The organism is Nocardiopsis sp. NPDC006198 (genome assembly GCF_040613895.1).
Classification (GTDB): Bacteria; Actinomycetota; Actinomycetes; order Streptosporangiales; family Streptosporangiaceae; genus Nocardiopsis; species Nocardiopsis tropica.
Genome location: NZ_JBEXSY010000044.1, coordinates 43,901 through 57,960 on the forward strand (window position 1 = coordinate 43,901; position 14,060 = coordinate 57,960).

The 14,060-nt window shown below is 71.9% G+C and carries 11 protein-coding genes and 1 pseudogene; 8 read left to right on the forward strand and 4 right to left on the reverse strand.

The window, feature by feature from the left end; genetic code table 11:
• Positions 1–49 precede the first annotated feature (49 nt).
• Positions 50–286 (reverse strand): hypothetical protein, encoded by a 237-nt coding sequence (locus ABZ234_RS24330; RefSeq protein ID WP_267949948.1) that lies wholly within the window; start codon positions 284–286, stop codon positions 50–52.
• Between the two features lie 954 nt (positions 287–1,240).
• On the opposite strand from ABZ234_RS24330, the gene ABZ234_RS24335 reads away from it, so the two are divergent.
• The 6 genes and pseudogenes from ABZ234_RS24335 to ABZ234_RS24360 all read left to right on the forward strand — a co-directional run bounded on the left by ABZ234_RS24335 (position 1,241) and on the right by ABZ234_RS24360 (position 8,604).
• Positions 1,241–1,951: a phosphotransferase gene (locus ABZ234_RS24335; RefSeq protein ID WP_355013562.1), complete on the forward strand. Its 711-nt coding sequence runs from the start codon at positions 1,241–1,243 to the stop codon at positions 1,949–1,951.
• Between the two features lie 385 nt (positions 1,952–2,336).
• Positions 2,337–4,685 (forward strand): annotated as a pseudogene (locus tag ABZ234_RS24340) (phosphoketolase family protein).
• Positions 4,685–5,764, forward strand: coding sequence for an acetate/propionate family kinase (locus ABZ234_RS24345; protein WP_355013568.1), 1,080 nt, complete (start codon positions 4,685–4,687; stop codon positions 5,762–5,764). The pseudogene ABZ234_RS24340 and the gene ABZ234_RS24345 overlap by 1 nt, the downstream one beginning before the upstream one ends.
• 200 nt (positions 5,765–5,964) lie before the next feature.
• Complete coding sequence (locus ABZ234_RS24350; protein ID WP_267949951.1) at positions 5,965–6,954, forward strand: tyrosine-type recombinase/integrase; 990 nt, start codon at positions 5,965–5,967, stop codon at positions 6,952–6,954.
• A 48-nt stretch (positions 6,955–7,002) separates the two neighbouring features.
• Positions 7,003–7,818 carry an exodeoxyribonuclease III gene (locus ABZ234_RS24355; protein WP_355013563.1) on the forward strand — a complete coding sequence of 272 codons (816 nt, stop codon included), beginning with the start codon at positions 7,003–7,005 and terminating at the stop codon, positions 7,816–7,818.
• A 15-nt stretch (positions 7,819–7,833) separates the two neighbouring features.
• On the forward strand, positions 7,834–8,604 hold the full coding sequence (locus ABZ234_RS24360) for an alpha/beta hydrolase (protein ID WP_344180484.1): 771 nt from the start codon (positions 7,834–7,836) through the stop codon (positions 8,602–8,604).
• Between the two features lie 57 nt (positions 8,605–8,661).
• On the opposite strand, the gene ABZ234_RS24365 is transcribed toward ABZ234_RS24360, so the two are convergent.
• The 3 genes from ABZ234_RS24365 to ABZ234_RS24375 form a co-directional block, all read right to left on the reverse strand.
• The gene (locus tag ABZ234_RS24365) at positions 8,662–9,462 is read right to left on the reverse strand and encodes a class I SAM-dependent methyltransferase (RefSeq protein WP_267949954.1); all 801 of its coding nucleotides are present in this window, start codon (positions 9,460–9,462) and stop codon (positions 8,662–8,664) included.
• A 107-nt stretch (positions 9,463–9,569) separates the two neighbouring features.
• Complete coding sequence (locus tag ABZ234_RS24370; protein WP_267949955.1) at positions 9,570–10,226, reverse strand: response regulator transcription factor; 657 nt, start codon at positions 10,224–10,226, stop codon at positions 9,570–9,572.
• On the reverse strand, positions 10,223–11,503 hold the full coding sequence (locus ABZ234_RS24375; RefSeq protein ID WP_355013564.1) for a histidine kinase: 1,281 nt from the start codon (positions 11,501–11,503) through the stop codon (positions 10,223–10,225). Before ABZ234_RS24375 ends, ABZ234_RS24370 begins: the two co-directional genes overlap by 4 nt.
• 271 nt (positions 11,504–11,774) lie before the next feature.
• Between ABZ234_RS24375 and ABZ234_RS24380 the strand changes: the two genes are divergently transcribed.
• Together ABZ234_RS24380 and ABZ234_RS24385 are read left to right on the forward strand one after the other, a co-directional pair.
• Positions 11,775–13,157 (forward strand): amino acid permease, encoded by a 1,383-nt coding sequence (locus tag ABZ234_RS24380; protein WP_267950378.1) that lies wholly within the window; start codon positions 11,775–11,777, stop codon positions 13,155–13,157.
• A 331-nt stretch (positions 13,158–13,488) separates the two neighbouring features.
• On the forward strand, positions 13,489–14,007 hold the full coding sequence (locus ABZ234_RS24385; RefSeq protein WP_355013565.1) for a hypothetical protein: 519 nt from the start codon (positions 13,489–13,491) through the stop codon (positions 14,005–14,007).
• Positions 14,008–14,060: the final 53 nt, after the last annotated feature.

Consider the following 14,060-nt stretch of genomic DNA (forward strand, 5'->3'; position numbering starts at 1 on the left):
GTGGGGCGTGCCCGGTGGTTACGTATACATGTCGGTATCCGGTGGGTGGTTAAATCGCGTTTTTCGGGGGCGGGGGGCGTGTGGTGGCGGCGAGCAGGTGGTGGCCGGTGCCGTCGCAGTGGGGGCAGGGGTGGGGTGCCAGGGCCTGGTCCCCGAGGTCGGGTGCGGGGTGGTCGGGGTCGTGTGTGTGGGCGGGGGAGTCGGGGCCGGTGAGGGTGAGGTGGGCCAGGAGTGCCACGCGTGTACCGCTGCCCAGGCAGCTGCGGCACAGGGTTCGGATGAGCATGTGCGCAGAATAGGTGGTGTGTGCGTGGTGGTGGGGGTGAACGGCCGAGCTTGTCGGGTTTTGTGCGTCTGTTGGTGCGGTGTGGGGGGCGGGAGTTTGGCGGGTGCGGGCGGTGTGCGGGGTCGGCGGTTCCGGCGAGCGGGCCGGGGGCGGTGTGGAGCGCGGCCGGGCACGGGGGCGGTGGTGCGGCAGGGGACCGGGATCGGTGGGGGCGGCTCACTCGAACTCGCCATGGGCCGGGCGACTCCGACCCGACGGGGGCTCAAGAGCTTCAACTTGACATAATGTGCATTATCGGCGATATGGGCAGAGTGGTGGGAAGGGGTCGGTGCGCCGGGGGCTCCGGGGCGAACTCTCCGGGCTGTCGTCCGTCCACAGGTCCTGTGCCGGTCTGGTGCGGGCGCGGCGTGGCGGGTTAGCGTGGATCCGGGGGCGCCTGCGGCCTCGTTGCCGGGGCGTGCCGCCCCCGAATCCCAGTATCCGCAGGTCGTTGGGTGCGCGGCAAGGGTCGTTCGGGACCTGTGGACGACCGGCCCGCTCCGGGGTCGGCAGCGGGTCAGGGCGTCGACGCCCCCTGCGGCCGCTCGGTGCGGTGTCCCGGGGTCGAGCGGCCCCGGTGCGCAGGCCCCGGTGCGCAGGTTTCGGAGGCCGTCCCCCGCAGGGTCGAGCCCGATCTCTCCATGTTTGATGCATAAACCGTGTTATGCATGATTTTGGTGAACTTTGCAGACACCTGAGTGGTTTGTGGTGATCTCCTGGTCGGCCGTCGCCTCGACCGGCCCCCACCCCCTCGTCGCCTCGACCGGTCCCTGGCCCCTCCGCGCTCCCCGAGCCCCCGCCCGCAACCCCGGCGCCGCGCGGGCCCGGATCCCGGTCCCGCCTCCCCCTCCCTTCCCGCGCACTCGGCCGTCAGGTCGCACCGCGGCCGCCCCTCCCCCGCCACAGGAGCCACCCATGACAGGACTCACGCACAGTTACACCAACGACACCCGCAGGAGTGGCGGCGTCGTGGTCAAACACCACCTCGGCCCCGGCGCCGCGCGGCGCCGGGACACCGAGGCTCTCGCCCTGCGCGCCGCTGCCGGTTCGGTGCCCGTTCCTGCGCTCCTGGACCCTGAGCCGGGCGCCGACGGCCGCGGTTCCGAGGGCCTTGGGGGAACGGTCCCGCCCCTGCGCACCGCCTTCGTCGAGGCCGTCCACGCCAAGGACCTGTGGGCGCGCGGGTGCGCCGAGCAGGTCATGGCCGCCTGCGGGCGGGTGCTGCGCCTGGTGCACGCCCTGGACCCCGCGCTGCTTCCCGGTCCCGGGCCGCTGCCGGGGCAGGTGTTCGTGCACGGGGACTTCGGTCCCAACAACGTCCTGATGGAGCCCTGTGGCGGGAGGGTGGCGGCCGTCCTGGACTGGGAGTGGGCGCACCCGGGGGCGCCGGTGGAGGACCTTGCCTGGTGTGAGTGGGTGGTGCGCACCTACCATCCGGGCGAGGTCGGGGCGCTGGAGGCGTTCTTCGCCGCGTACGGGTTGCGTCCGGCGTGGGCCGAGCGCCACGCGTGGATGGTGCGCCGCTGCGAGGAGGTGGCCGCGTTCTGGGAGGAGTGGAGGCCCCTCTCCCCCACCACGGGGGTGCGCCGTGCCCAGTCGGCGGCCACGCGGGCCTGGCGGGGGTGAGGCCGGGGCAGCTCCTGCCCCGGTCGGGCCCTTCCCCGGGGGCGCGGCCCCTCCTCTGCCGGTGCCGCACGCGGAGGACCGTGTGCGGCGCCGGGTTGCCGGCGCGGCCCCTCCCCTGCCGTGGGGGCCTTGGTGCTCTGTGCTCGGCCGGCGTCGAACGCCTTCCTGACGGTCAGGGTGTCCTCGTACAGGTGTATGCGGCGGGCGTTTCCCGGTCCGGTATCTGGGCAGGCGCTGCCAGGAGATCTGAGCGGGTGGTGGCGCCGGGGCGCCGGTGGGTTCGCGGCGTGTCCGTCCGGTGCGCGGGTGGCGGGCGGGTCCTGTCCCGGAGGCCGTGGGTCCGCCCCGGCCGCTCACGGCACCGCCTTGTGGGGAGGCACACGGTATGGCCCTTGACCATGACGAGTTGCGGCGTGTCGACGCGTACTGGCGTGCGGCGAACTACCTGTCGGTGGGGCAGATCTACCTGCTGGACAATCCGCTGCTGCGGGAGGAGTTGCGGCCCGAGCACATCAAGCCGCGCCTGCTGGGGCACTGGGGCACCACTCCGGGGCTGAACTTCTGTTACGCGCACCTGAACCGGGTGATCAGGGAGCGCGACCTGGACATGGTCTACGTGATGGGTCCGGGGCACGGGGGGCCGGCGGCGGTGGCGAACGCGTGGTTGGAGGGCGGTTACACCGAGGTGTATCCGCACATCACGCGGGACGAGGAGGGGATGCGGCGGTTGTTCCGCCAGTTCTCGTTCCCGGGGGGTGTGCCCAGCCATGTGGCGCCGGAGACGCCGGGGTCGATCCATGAGGGCGGTGAGCTGGGGTATTCGCTGGTGCACGCGTTCGGGGCGGCCTTCGACAACCCGGATCTGGTGGTCTCGTGCGTGGTGGGTGACGGTGAGGCCGAGACGGGGCCGTTGGCGGGCAGCTGGCATTCCAACAAGTTCCTGGACCCGGTGCGGGACGGGGCGGTGCTGCCGATCCTGCACCTGAACGGGTACAAGATCGCGAATCCGACGGTGTTGGCGCGGATCCCGGAGGAGGAGCTCCTCAAGCAGTTGGAGGGGTTCGGGTACCGGCCGCTGGTGGTCGCCGGTGATGATCCGGTGTACATGCACCGTCGTATGGCGCAGGTGCTGGACGAGGCGTTGGAGGAGATCGCGCGGATCCAGCGGGTGGCGCGGTCCTCGGGTCTGGAGGGGCGTCCGGTGTGGCCGATGGTGGTGCTGCGTTCGCCCAAGGGGTGGACGGGGCCGCGGGAGGTCGACGGGGTGGCGGTGGAGGGGACGTGGCGCTCGCACCAGGTGCCGATGGGGCAGGTGCGTGCCAACGCCGAGCACCGGCGGATGCTGCAGGAGTGGATGCGCTCCTACCGGCCGGAGGAGTTGTTCGGGGGGTCGGGGGCCCCGGTGGCGGAGGTGCGGGAGTGGGCGCCGGCGGGGGCGCGGCGGATGAGTGCGAATCCGCATGCCAACGGCGGGTCGCTGTTGCGGGACCTGGTGGTGCCGGACTTTCGCGAGTACGGGGTGCGGGTGTCGGGGAACGGCAAGCAGAGCAGTGAGGCGACGCGGGTGCTGGGGCACTTCCTGCGTGATGTGCTGCGCCGCAACCCGGACTCGTTCCGGATCATGGGGCCGGACGAGACGGCGTCGAACCGGTTGGCGCCGGTGTTGGAGGCCTCGGACAAGGTGTGGCAGGCGCAGGTGCTGGCCTCGGACGAGCACCTGGGGCGGCACGGGCGTGTGATGGAGGTGCTCAGTGAGCACCTGTGCCAGGGGTGGTTGGAGGGGTACCTGCTGACGGGGCGGCACGGGTTGTTCAACTGCTACGAGGCGTTCGTGCACATCGTGGATGCGATGTTCAACCAGCATGCGAAGTGGTTGAAGGTGACGCGGGGGCTGCCGTGGCGGCGGCCGATCGCGTCGTTGAACTACTTGTTGACGTCGCATGTGTGGCGTCAGGACCACAACGGTTTCACGCATCAGGATCCGGGGTTCCTGGATGTGGTGCTGAACAAGCCGGCGGAGGTGGTGCGGGTGTATCTGCCGCCGGACGCGAACACGTTGTTGTCGGTGGCCGACCACTGTCTGCGTTCGCGGGACTACGTGAACGTGGTGGTGGCGGGCAAGCAGCCTGCTCTGGACTTCTTGTCGGTGGAGGAGGCGGTGGCGCACTGTACGCGCGGGATCGGGATCTGGGAGTGGGCGAGCACGGGCGCGGGTGAGGATCCGGACGTGGTGTTGGCGTGTGCGGGTGATGTGCCGACGTTGGAGACGCTGGCGGCGGCGGACCTGTTGCGGCAGCTGTTCCCGGAGTTGCGGGTGCGGGTGGTCAATGTGGTGGACCTGATGAGGTTGCAGCCGCCGAGCGCGCATCCGCACGGGTTGCCCGATGCGGAGTACGAGGCGCTGTTCCCGGTGGGCACGCCGGTGGTCTTCGCGTTCCACGGGTATCCGTGACTGGTGCACCGGCTGGCGTACCGGCGTGCGGGGCACGGGGACCTGCATGTGCGCGGGTACCGGGAGGAGGGCACCACGACGACGCCGTTCGACATGGTGATGCTCAACGACCTGGACCGGTTCCACCTGGTGATGGATGTGATCGACCGGGTTGCGGGGTTGGGCGGGCGTGCGGCGGGGGTGCGTCAGCGGATGGTGGACGAGCGTCTGCGGCACCGGGCGTACACGCGGGAGTTCGGTGAGGATCCGGTGGAGGTGCGTGAGTGGGTGTGGCCGTACTGATGCGTGTTCTGGTGGTCAACGCGGGGTCCTCGAGTCTGAAGTTGAGTGTGGTGGGGCCGCGGGAGGAGGTGTTGGCGTCGGAGTCGGTGCCGGTGCGGCGCGGTGTGTGGGACCGGGGTGCGGTGCGGGCGGTGTTGGAGGGGTTTCCGGCGGTGGAGGCGGTGGGGCACCGGGTGGTGCACGGGGGGCGCGAGTTCGTGTCGCCGGTGCGGTTGGATGCGCGGGTGGTGGGGCGGTTGAGGGCGTTGGGGGATCTGGCGCCGTTGCACCAGCCCAAGTCGTTGGCGGGGATCGAGGCGGTCGAGGGGGTGCTGCCGGGGCTGCCGGCGGTGGCGTGTTTCGACACGGCCTTTCACGCGGGGATGCCGCAGGAGGCGTCGACGTATGCGGTGCCGGAGCGGTGGCGGCGTGAGTGGGGGGTGCGGCGGTTCGGGTTCCACGGGCTCTCGCACGCGTATGCGTGGCGTCGGGCGGTGGAGGTGGCCGGTGGTGTGCGGCGTGTGGTGACGGCGCATCTGGGGGCGGGGGCGTCGTTGGCGGCGGTGCTGGAGGGGCGTGGTGTGGATACGACGATGGGGTTCACGCCGTTGGAGGGGCTGGTGATGGCGACGCGGTCGGGGAGTGTGGATCCGGGGATGGTGTTGTGGCTGCACCAGCATGCGGGATTGGCGGTGGAGGAGATCGCGGAGGCGTTGGAGCACGAGTCGGGGGTGTTGGCGTTGGCGGGGTCGGCGGACATGCGTGAGGTGTTGGGGCGTGTGGACGCGGAGGCGGTGCTGGCGGCGGGGGTGTATGTGCACCGGTTGCGTGCGGGGGTGGCGGCGATGGCGGCGTCGTTGGGCGGGTTGGACGCGTTGGTGTTCACCGGTGGTGTGGGTGAGGGGTCGGCGCTGGTGCGGGCCCGTGTGGCGGAGGGGTTGGGGTTCTTGGGTGTGGAGGTGGATGCGGGGGCCAACGAGGGTGTGGGTGTGGAGGGTGAGGTGAGTGCTGAGGGGGCTGCGGTGCGGACGTTGGTGGTGCACGCGCGTGAGGACGTGGAGGTGGCGCGGGGGGTGCGGGAGGTGGTGGGCGGGGGGTGAGGCGGGTTCTGCGGGGGGCGGGGTTTTTCCCTGTGCCCCCGTTTTCTGTGCCGTGGGCGGGGGGTGAGGCGGGGGTGGGCCGCTCCCCCGGTCGGGTGTGCCCCGCTCCCCCGCCGGGGCGGAAGGCGGGGGTGTGGAACGGGTGCGGACACCCGGGGTGCGGGGGTGGAAGTGCCCGCGGTATCGGGGATGCTGTGGTCATGGATGTTGAACAGGGGTCCGTGGTCGAGGCCGTGGAGCAGTACCTGGTGGCGCGGCGTGCCGCCAAGCCCTCCCCCCACACGGTGGCCGCCTACCGGCGTGACCTGCTGGGGGTGTTGGCGTGTGTGGGCCGGGTGCGGGGTGTGGATCCGGGTGCGGTGGTGTGGTCGGACCTGGATGCGACGGTGCTGCGGGGGGCGTTCGCGGAGTTCGCGGCCGAGCGTGCGGCCTCCAGTGTGCTGCGGGCGTGGTCGACGTGGAACGGGTTCTTCGCGTTCTGGGTGTCGGAGCGGGTGGTGGCGGGCAATCCGATGTCGGCGGTGCCGCGGCCGCGGGTGCGGCCCTCGGTGCCCAAGCCGCTGATGGGTGAGGACACCCCCGAGCGGTTGTTGGAGGCGTTGGCGCGGGGGGCGCGCAAGGCGCGGGATCCGTGGCCGGAGCGGGATCTGGCGGTGTTGGCGCTGGCGCTGCTGACGGGGATGCGTTCGGCGGAGATGCTGTCGTTGCGGGTGGAGTCGGTGGGGGGCCGTGCCGGGGAGCGGCGTATCCGGGTGGTGGGCAAGGGCGGTGGGGAGAGGTCGCTGCCCATCGAGGTGCCGTTGGAGGTGTTGTTGGAGGCCTATCTGGAGTCGCGGCGGGCGCGGTTCGGGGTGGTGCGGGGGTCGGATCCGCTGTTGGTGGACAACCGGGGTGAGGGGTTGCGCCGGGGTGGGCTGCAGTACCTGGTCAAGCAGTGCTACAGGCATGCGGGTGTGCACGACCGGGTGGCGCGGGGGACGCTGGTGCACGCGTTGCGGCACACGTTCGCGACGCGGTTGGCGGAGGACGGGGCGTCGGTCACCGAGATCATGCGTTTGCTGGGGCATGCGTCGTTGTCGTCGTCGCAGGCCTACATCCAGGTGACGGACCGTGCGCAGCGGGAGGCGGCGGGGGCCAACCGTACCTATGGGGTGTTGCGGCGGTTGGGGGGTGGTGAGGTGGTGGGGTGAGTGGGCGCAGGGGAGCTGCGGGGGTGCGGGGGTGGCTACTCTGTGGGCGTGAATCAGTCGACTTTCGTTGTGTCCACCGTGAACGTCAACGGCCTGCGGGCCGCCGCGAAGAAGGATCCGGGTTTCGTGTCCTGGTTGTCGGCCACCGAGGCCGATGTGGTGTGTGTGCAGGAGACGCGGGCCGAGGCCTCCCAGTTGCCTCAGGAGGTGGTGGCGCCGCAGGGGTGGCATGTGGTGTTGGTTCCGGCGCAGGCCAAGGGGCGGGCCGGTGTGGCGGTGTATTCGCGTGTGGAGCCCGATGCTGTGCGTGTGGGGTTCGGTGAGGCCGAGTTCGAGGGGTCGGGCCGGTATGTGGAGGTGGATCTGGGGGCGGTGACGGTGGCGAGCCTGTACCTGCCCTCGGGTGAGGTGGGCACCCCGCGTCAGGAGGAGAAGGAGCGTTTCATGGAGGCGTTCCTGCCGTATCTGGTGCGGCGGCGCAAGGAGGTGGAGGGGCAGGGTCGCGATCTGGTGGTGTGCGGTGACTGGAACATCGCGCACACCGAGGCGGATCTGAAGAACTGGCGGGGGAACAGGAAGAGTGCGGGGTTCCTGCCCCAGGAGCGGGAGTGGTTGGGGCGGGTCTTCGATGAGGCCGGTTATGTGGACGTGGTGCGGGCGCTGCACCCCGATCAGGAGGGGCCGTACTCGTGGTGGTCCTACCGGGGGCGGGCCTTCGACAACGACACGGGGTGGCGTATCGACTATCAGGTGTGCACGCCGGGGTTGGCGGTGCGGGCGGAGTCGGCCCGGGTGGAGCGGGCGGCCGAGCACGGGGCCCGGTGGTCCGACCATGCGCCGGTGACGGTGCGGTACCGGGCGTAGGGAAGGGGACGGGTCATGGGTGTGCCGATCGTTCTGGTGCATGGTCTGCGGGTGTCGGGGAGTATGTGGCGTCCGCAGGTGGAGTTGTTGGAGGGGCAGGGGTGCACGGTGGTGGCCCCTGATCTTCCCGGGCACGGGTCGCGGCGGGGTGAGGAGTTCTCGCTGGGGCGTGCGGTGGACACGGTGCTGGAGGCGATCGACGGTGTGGGCGGTCGGGCTCTGCTGGTGGGGTTGAGTCTGGGCGGTTTCGTGTCGATCGCGGCTGCGGGTGCGGCGCCGGGTCGTGTGGCGGGGCTGGTGGCGGCGAGTTGTACGGCCAAACCGGCGCAGTCGTTGGCGCAGGTGTACCGGATTCCGGCGGTGCTGATGGATCGGCTGCCGGACAAGGGGGCGACGCTCAATGAGCGGTTCCACCGGTTGACGTTGCGTGATGGTGCGGCGGAGGCGGTGTTGGACGGCGGTCTGGCGGTGGAGGCGGCCACGGCGGTGATCGACGCGGTCTCGGAGATGGATCCGTTGTCGGCGCTGGCCTCGTACAAGGGGCCGGTGTGGTTGATCAACGGTGCGCGGGACCATTTCCGGATCCATGAGAAGCAGTTCTTCGACGCGTGTGCGGACGGGCGGTTGGTGAATGTGCCGCGGGCGGGGCACATGGTGAGTCTGGACCAGCCGGTGAACTTCTCGCGGATCGTGGCCGATGCGGCGGATGTGGTGGCGGTGCGTGAGCGGGCTGTGGAGGGTGGTGGGGGTTCGCCGCGGGCGGTGGAGGCCGACGGGGCGGGGTGAGCGGGGGTGTGCGGGGGGTGGGCCGGTGGCCCGCCCCCCGTTTTTTCGTGTGCGGGGTCAGGGGCTGTCGGAGGGGTGGGGTTCGGTCTGTTCGTGGGGGGCGGGGCGTTGCTGGGGTGGGCGGTGGGGGTGGGGGTTGTGGCCGGGCAGGACGGGGAGGCGGAAGTAGATCATGGGGTTGTGGTGGCCGGTGCGGACGGGTTCGTCCAGGCCGAGTTCGCGTTTGAGGTCCTGGATGGCCTGGTGGGTGTGGGGTGCGCGGGCGCTGGAGGCGGTGAAGAAGGGGGTGGTGTTGGTGGTGAGCCATTTGAGGACGATGGCGCCTTCGGTGAAGGGCAGGGCGTGGCGTTGGTGGAAGACGTCGTGGATGCTGACGGGGATGTGGGCGGGCAGGGCGGGCAGGAGGTGGTGCAGGTACCAGCGGGCGAACCAGCCGTTGTGGGCGGCGTCGATGAACAGGTAGTCGGTGTCGGAGGGGATGTGGGCGATCTTGGCGCGTACGTCGCCCTTGGTGAAGGTCCACCGGTTCTGGGCCAGGTGTGGGGGGACGTGGCGGGGGGCGTGGTCGATGATGTCGAAGGAGTAGAGGTGGCCGGTGCCGTTGTCGCGCAGGGCGGACAGGATCCAGGTGGTGGACCAGCCGTAGTAGGTGCCGATCTCGACGGTGTGGGCGGGGGTGTGCTCGCGCAGGAGCAGGTAGGTGATCTCTGCTTCGATGTCGTCGAGTTGGGGGGTCATGGGGGGGTCGGCGGCCTGGTGGTGGGCGCGCATCTGGTCGCGTACGCGGGCGAGGTCGTCGCGGTGGGTGCGGTACAGGCTGCTGATGTGGTCGATGTCGATCGCTGACGCGGTTGGCATGCTTCCCCCGTGTGGCTGTCGCGTCCAGAACCTTTTGATGACTGAACGTAGCAGTGTTATCACCCTGTGTTTGCGCAAGGGTGGGTGTGTCGTGGTGTCGGGCGGGGTCAGGGGCCGGTGTTGGGGCGGATGAGTCCGGCGTCGTAGGCGGCGATGACGGCTTGGGTGCGGTCGCGGGCGCCGAGTTTGGTGAGGGTGTTGGAGACGTGGGTCTTGACGGTCTGCACCCCCAGGAAGAGGCGGTCGGCGATCTCGGCGTTGGTCATGCCCTGGGCCATGAGGGTGAGGGTCTGGGATTCGCGTTCGGTGAGGGTGGCGACCGCGCGTGCGGCGGGGGTGGGGGCGGCGGGCCGGGTGGCGGCCAGGTGGCGCAGGGCGGTGGGGAAGAGCAGGGTCTGGCCGCGGTGGGCGATGCGCAGGGCGGCGAGGATGTCCTCGGGCGGGGTGCGCTTGAGGAGGAAGCCGACGGCTCCGGCGCGCAGGGCGTCCCAGACGTGGTCGTCGTTGTCGAAGGTGGTGAGGACGATGACGCGGGGCGGGTCGGTGAGGGTGGTGTGCAGGGTGCGGGTGGCCTGGATGCCGTCCAGGTGGGGCATGCGCACGTCCATCAGGACCAGGTCGGGGCGGGTGCGGCGCACGAGGTCGGGGACCTCGGAGCCGTCGGCGGCCTGGCCGGTGACCTCCATGTCGGGTTCGGCGTCGATGAGGGCGGCCAGGCCGGCGCGGATGAGTGCTTCGTCGTCGACCAGGTTGATGCCGATCACGGTTGTTCTTTCCATGTCAGGTGCAGGGTGAGCTGCCAGGTGCGGTCGTGGGGGCGGGCGGTGAGGGTGCCGCCGAGCAGGTGGGCGCGTTCGCGCATGCCGGTGATGCCGCGTCCGCCGCGGGGGCGGCGGTGGGTGCGGGTGGGGGGCAGGGGGTTGGTGACGGTGAGGGTGAGGCTGGTGGGTGTGGTCTGCAGGCGCAGGGTGAGGGGTTGGCCGGGGGCGTGGCGCAGGGCGTTGGTGAGGGCCTCCTGGCTGATGCGGTAGGTCTCGCGGGAGAGCAGGGCGGGGACGCGGGCGGGGTCGCCGCTGACGTGGCAGGTCAGGTCGGTGCCGGTGTGCTGGGTGGCGTGGGCCAGGTGGGACAGGTGGGTCAGGTCGGGGGGTGTGGTGCGGGGGGCGGCGGTGTCCTCGCGCAGCAGGCCCAGGGCGTGGTCGAGGTCGGCGGTGGCGGTGCGGGCCTGGTCGGCGATGTGGGTGAGGGCCTGGCGGGCGAACTCGGGGTCGGTGTCGAGCAGGCGTGCGGCGGTGGCGGCCTGGAGGGTGACCACGGACAGGGCGTGGCCCAGGGAGTCGTGGAGTTCGCGGGCCAGGCGGTTGCGTTCGGCGAGGGTGTGGGCGTGGGCCTGGGCGGCGGCCAGGCGTTCGGTGGGCGAGGGGCCCAGCAGGCGGGGTGCGGCCAGGGCGAGCAGGTGGCCGGCCAGGGCGACGGTGTAGAGGAGGGCGGCGAGCAGGAGCAGGCCCAGCAGGGGGGCGGCCAGGAGCTGGGCGCGGGTGGGTTCTCCGTGGCCGGTGAAGGTCAGGGGGCCCTGGGCGGTGGTGTGGGGGCCGGGGGTCAGGGGCGCGGCGGCCAGGAGGGCGGCTTCGGTGAGGGCGGTCATGGTGAGCAGGCACACGGCCAGGCCCAGGACCATGTGCAGGCACAGGAAGGCGCTGGTGCGGGCGGTGCTGCGCCAGGTGGCGGCGGGTGCGGGCCGCTCGGTGAGGGGTCCGCGCAGCAGGGCGCGGGCCAGGTGGATCTGGGCGTTGCGCACGCCGGGGATGCGGGCGGTGGCGGCGACGGCGGTCAGGGCCAGGGCGGCGGTCAGTGCCCAGACGGCGGGGCCGGGGGATGCGCCCACGTCGACGGTGCGGCCGTTCTGGGCCAGGAGCGAGGCCAGGACGAGGGCGGCCATGGCGTAGGGGGTCAGGAGCGCGCCGCCGATGACGAGGTGGGCCCAGCGGCGGTAGGTGTGGGCGCTGGTGAGCGGGTGCAGGAGCGGGGTGAGGTGGCGCACGTGGGTGATCGTGGCACAGGCGGGTGGTGGTGCGCCTCCCTCCGGGGGGTGAGGCGGGTGGGGCCGCTCCCCCGGGCGGCGGGGGCGGGGGTGTCGCGCCGACCACATTCGTGGGGTCATGGGCTGTTTATTGTGGGGTCGGTGCACGTGGGGGGCCGGTGCTGCTCCTAGTGTGGGGCTGGTGACGAGCAGTGTGACGCCGCCCGGTGGGGCGGCCAAGGAGACAGGCGACACGGGCGCGGGGCTGGCGCACTCGCTGAGGCGGCGCCACATGGCGCTGATCGCGATCGGCGGGTCGGTGGGCGCGGGGCTGTTCATCGGCTCCGGCGCGGTCATCCGGATGGCGGGGCCGGCGGCGGTGGTGTCCTACGTGCTGGCCGGCGCCCTGGTGTTCCTCACCTTGCGCGCCCTGGGCGAGATGGTGGTGGCGGTCCCCGCGGGGGGTTCGTTCTCCGACTACGCCCGGTTGGCGTTCGGCCCCTGGGCGGGGTTCACGATCGGCTGGGTGTACTGGTGGATGTACGCGGTGCTGGTGGCCGCGGAGTCGGTGGCCGGGGCGGCGATCCTGGGCCGGTGGGTGCCGGGGGTGCCCGGGTGGGCGCTGGCGCTGCTGGTGCTGTTGTCGATGACGGTGGCCAACCTGGTGTCGGTGCGATTCTTCGCCGAGACCGAGTCGTTCTTCTCCCTGGTCAAGGTGGCCACGATCGTGGCGTTCCTGCTGATCGGCGGGTTGTGGGCGCTGGGGCTGTGGAGCGGCTCGGACGGGTCGGGGGTCTCCAACCTGTGGGAGCACGGCGGGTTCGCGCCCCAGGGGTGGGTGGCGGTGCTGGCGGCCACGGTCGTGGTGCTGTTCGCCTTCGGCGGGGTGGAGATCATCACCGTGGCGGCGGGTGAGAGCGCCGAGCCCGAGCGGGGTGTGGCCTCGGCGGTGACCAACGTGCTGTGGCGGATCGGGCTGTTCTACGTGGCCTCGATCGTGGTCGTGGTGATGGTGCTGCCCTGGCACACGGTGGACCCGGCCCTGAGCCCGTTCGTGGCGGTGATGGAGCGCGTGGGGGTGCCGGGCGCGGCGCTGATCATGGAGGTGGTGGTCTTCGTGGCGGTGCTGAGCGTGCTGAACGCGGCGATGTACACCTCCTCGCGGATGCTGTTCACGCTCACGCGCCAGGGGGACGCCCCGCGGGTGCTGCGGGGGGTGAACCGGCGCGGTGTGCCGGTGCGGGCGATCCTGCTGGGCACGGTGGTGGGGTACGCGGCGGCGGTGGCCGACTACCTGTGGCCGGGGCGGGTGTTCCCGTTCCTGGTGGCCTCGATCGGCGCGATCCTGCTGATCCTGTTCCTGACGATCTGCGCCTCCCAGCTGGTGCTGGGTGGGCGGGTGCGCCGCCGTGAGCCCGAGCGCCTGTCGTTGCGGATGTGGGCGTTCCCGTATCTGACGTGGGTGGTGCTGGCGGGGCTGGTGACGATCTTCGTGGCGATGGTGGTGATCCCCGACCAGCGCCAGGCGCTGTGGGCGTCGGTGGGTTCGGTGGTGGTGGCGCTGGTGGCGTACGCGTTCCGGCGCCGGTGGGGGTCCAGGCCCTCGGACCGGGTGCTGGAGCTGGCGGGCCGGCCCGGGGCGGAGGGGCTCAGGCGCGATCCCGCGGCCCCTTGAGGGGGTGCGGGGCCGGCGGTGGCCGGCCCTGTGGTGTGCGGCGGGGGCCGTCGTCCGGGTGCGGGCGGCGGCCCCCGCCGCCTGTGGGGTGCCGGGGTGTTCGGGGGCAAGTGGTGTGTTCGTCGCGGGTGCGTACCGCCGCCCCGCTCCTGGGCCCGCGTCCGTGGTCCTGCCGGTGCCTGTGGTCCGCTTCGGTGGGTCCTGCGGCCCGGTGGGCGGGGTGGGGGCCTACGCGACCACTGGTGTCCGAGATGCGGTCATTTGTGCGATTTGGTGCTGAACTTGTTTTTTGTCGCTAGGGTGCTGCGCAACCCCTGAGAGGAGCACCCCCGTGCGACACTTCGTCGGCTTCCTGTCCGGTCTGATCCTGGGTCCCGTGCTGGTCCTGGTGTGCGGATGGGCCTTCGCCCACCTGCGCGGCCTGCACGCGGCCGGCCTGGGAGCCCTGCAGGGCCCCGGGCCGGTGGCGGTCGCGGGCCTGGTGGGCGTGGGCGTCCTGGTGGCGCTGCTCGCGGTCCCCCCGCGGCTGACGCCGATGCTGCCCTTCGGTGCGGCGCTGGTCCTGGGCGCCCTGACCGCCCTGTCCCTGGTGCGGATGCCCCTGCTGGAGCGGCTGCCCCAGGTCCCCGGCGCCGAGGGCGCCCTGGTCCTGCTCCCCCTGGGCGTGTTCGTCCCGCTCGCGCTCGTACTGTTGGCCCCCCTGTTCGTGGGCGGGCGCTGGCGCCGCGAGCCCGAGGGCCCCAGCGAGGAGGAGGTGTACTTCGACGGGCTCTACGAGGAGGACGACGAGGACCGCGCTCCGCGCGCGGGCGCGCACTCGGCCCCCCACGCCCCCCGGCACCGCGCCTGAGCCCCCGGCCCGTACTGCCCGCGGCGCCCCCGTCCCGATCCCAAGAGCACACC